General features: G+C 69.8%; 1 protein-coding gene and 1 pseudogene. Both read right to left on the bottom strand.

Translation table 11 applies throughout. The annotated features are described in order from the left end of the window. Positions 1-1939 (bottom strand): condensation domain-containing protein (locus ACFWZ2_RS43470; protein WP_384555336.1); only part of this gene is annotated, 1939 nt, incomplete at its 3' end. A 427-nt stretch (positions 1940-2366) separates the two neighbouring features. Beyond that, positions 2367-2712, bottom strand: a pseudogene (locus ACFWZ2_RS43475) (phosphopantetheine-binding protein); the annotation flags it as partial.

Genomic DNA, 2712 nt, shown 5'->3' on the forward strand with positions numbered 1-2712 from the left:
CCGCCACACCCTTCGGCCGCCCCGTCGAACCCGACGTATAGATCACATACGCCAGACCGTCCCGGACCGTCGGCCCCTGCGGCGCCTCGACCGGCAGCCGCTCCAGGGCCGCGCCCATCGCCGGGTCGTCGAGCCAGAGCACGCGGCCCACGCCCAGCCGTCCGGCGACACCGTCGGCGGCATCCCGGCTGCTCACGACCACATGGGCCCCGCTGTCCGCCAGGATGAAGGAAAGCCGTTCCTCCGGGTGCTCGGGGTCGAGAGGCACGTACGCGCCCCCGGCCTTCCAGGCCGCCAGGATCGCGACGATCATCTCGGCGCCCCGGCCCAGGCACAGGCCCACCACCGACTCGGCGCGCACGCCCTGGCCGATCAGGTAGTGCGCGAGGCGATTCGCCCGCGCGTCCAGCTCCGCGTACGTGACCTCCTCACCGCCGGCGATCACCGCGACCGCATCCGGGGTCAGCGCCACATGCGCTTCGAACATCTCCGGTACGAGGGCGGCGTCGACGCTGACCACGGTGTCGTTCCACTCGGTCAGCAGCCGGTGACGCTCGGCCGCGTCAAGGACGTCGACCGTGCTCAGCCGGACCCGCGGGTCGACGACCAGCAGGCGCAGTACGCGCGCCAGCCGCCCGGCGAGGCGGGCGGCCGAGTCCTCATCGAACAGGTCGGCCGCGACGATCACCGAGCCGCGCAGACCCGCGGGCGCGCCGTCGGTGTCGAAGGCCTCCTCGACGCCGACCTCCAGGTCGAACTTGGCCACCGTCCTGGTGGCGAGCTGCTCCGACACATCCGCCGAGGTCACGTCGGCCAGCGAGCCGGCGCGCGCGCCCGGCAGTTCGACCGCTGACTGGGGGGCGTTCTCCACGGTGAGCATGACCTGGAAGAGCGGGTGCCGCGCCAGTGAACGCGTCGGCGCCAGCTCCTCCACCAGCTTCTCGAACGGCACGTCCTGGTGCGCGAACGCCGACAGCGCCGTCTCCCGTACGCGACCGAGAAGCTCCCGGAACGTCGGATCGCCCGACAGGTCCGTACGCAGCACCAACGTGTTCACGAAGAACCCGACCAGGTCGCTCAGCGCCAGGTCCGTACGGCCGGCCACGGCGGCGCCGATCGGGATGTCCGTCCCCGCGCCCAGACGCGACAGGGTCATCGCCAGCGCGGCCTGGAACACCATGAAGGTGGTCACGCCCTCGGCGCGCGCCAGCTCCCGCAGCCGTGCATGCACGTCGGCCGGGATCTCGAAGGGGGCACTGTGGCCCCGGTGGGAGGCGACGAGCGCGCGCGTGCGGTCGGTTGGCAGCGCCAGCTCCTCGGGCGCGCCCTGCAACGCCTCGCGCCAGTAGGCGACCTGGCGTGCCATCACGCTGCCGGGGTCGGTCTCGTCACCGAGCAGTTCACGCTGCCACAGCGCGTAGTCGGCGTACTGGACGGGCAGCGGCTCCCACTCGGGGGCACGGCCCTCGCACCGTGCCGCGTACGCGACCGAGACGTCACGGGCCAGCGGCCGCATCGAGTAGCCGTCGCCCGCGATGTGGTGGACGACGACGGCAAGCGCGTGCTCGTCGGGCCCGGCGGAGAACAGCCAGGAGCGGATGGGGAGTTCAGCCGACAGATCGAACTCGTAGCCGAAGACACCGGCGACCGCGCCGGCCAGATCCGCCGGTGTCGCGGAGTCGGGCAGGTCCACAGTCTGGAGTTCCCAGTCGAGTTCCTCAAGGTCGAGGATGCGCTGATACGGCTCGCCGCCGCTCACGCCGAAGGTCGTGCGCAGCACTTCGTGCCGCTCCAGGACGTCCCGCAGGGCCGCGCCCAGCGCCGCCCGGTCCACCGATCCGGAAAGGCGCAGCGACACCGGGATGTTGTAGGTCGCGCTGGGGCCCTCGAGCTGCTGAATGAACCACAACCGACACTGCGCGAAAGACAACGGAATCATCAGGAACCTTCCTGGCTTTTCGTCCCGGCCGCAACGTCGGCCCAGGTTGATTGTCAAACGTCTGCCGCCACTCACCCCCGTCTGGAAGGAAGGTCGGCGTGAAGGGGTCAAGGCAGCCCTGAGGCCTTGTACACCTGAAAAGAATGGTTGGCGCGAACCACTATGACCCAGTCCAGTGCGGACGATCAATGCTCTGCTTCCGCACCCCCACCCGGCCGGGTGTCATCCGGAAATCCGCAGCTAGATCGGCCCTTCGGTAGGCTGTTCAACCGCCCCGGAACGGCAGTTGAACGACCACGGAGCGCCGCGCGAACACGCGTCGGCCGGCGTACCGAATTCACGGGATACGGCGGCCGAGGCATGTCATCTCTCTTTTCTGTTGTTCAGGCGGAACGCCTTGACTTTCCCGCGCTTCCTACCTCTCCCGCATCGGGCGAAGAGTCGGACGGGTTGACTTCTCCGTGCCGAGCTGCTTTGCGAGACCGGCCACGGTCGGTGCATTGAAGAGAGCCCGAATCTCGATGTCGACGTCGAGGGCCGCGCGGATGCGGGTGACGAGTTCGGTCGCGAGCAGCGAGTGGCCGCCGAGTGCGAAGAAGTCGTCGTCCACGCCGACCCTTTCCACCCTCAGGACCTGAGCGAACGCCGCACACAGGATCTCTTCCTCGCGGTTGGCGGGTGCGCGTCCGGTTCCGGCCGAGCTGGAGGTGTCGGGGGCGGGGAGGGCCTTGCGGTCGAGTTTGCCGTTGGCGGTCAGGGGCAGGGCGTCCAGA

The organism is Streptomyces sp. NPDC059002 (assembly GCF_042740435.1).
Classification (GTDB): Bacteria; Actinomycetota; Actinomycetes; order Streptomycetales; family Streptomycetaceae; genus Streptomyces.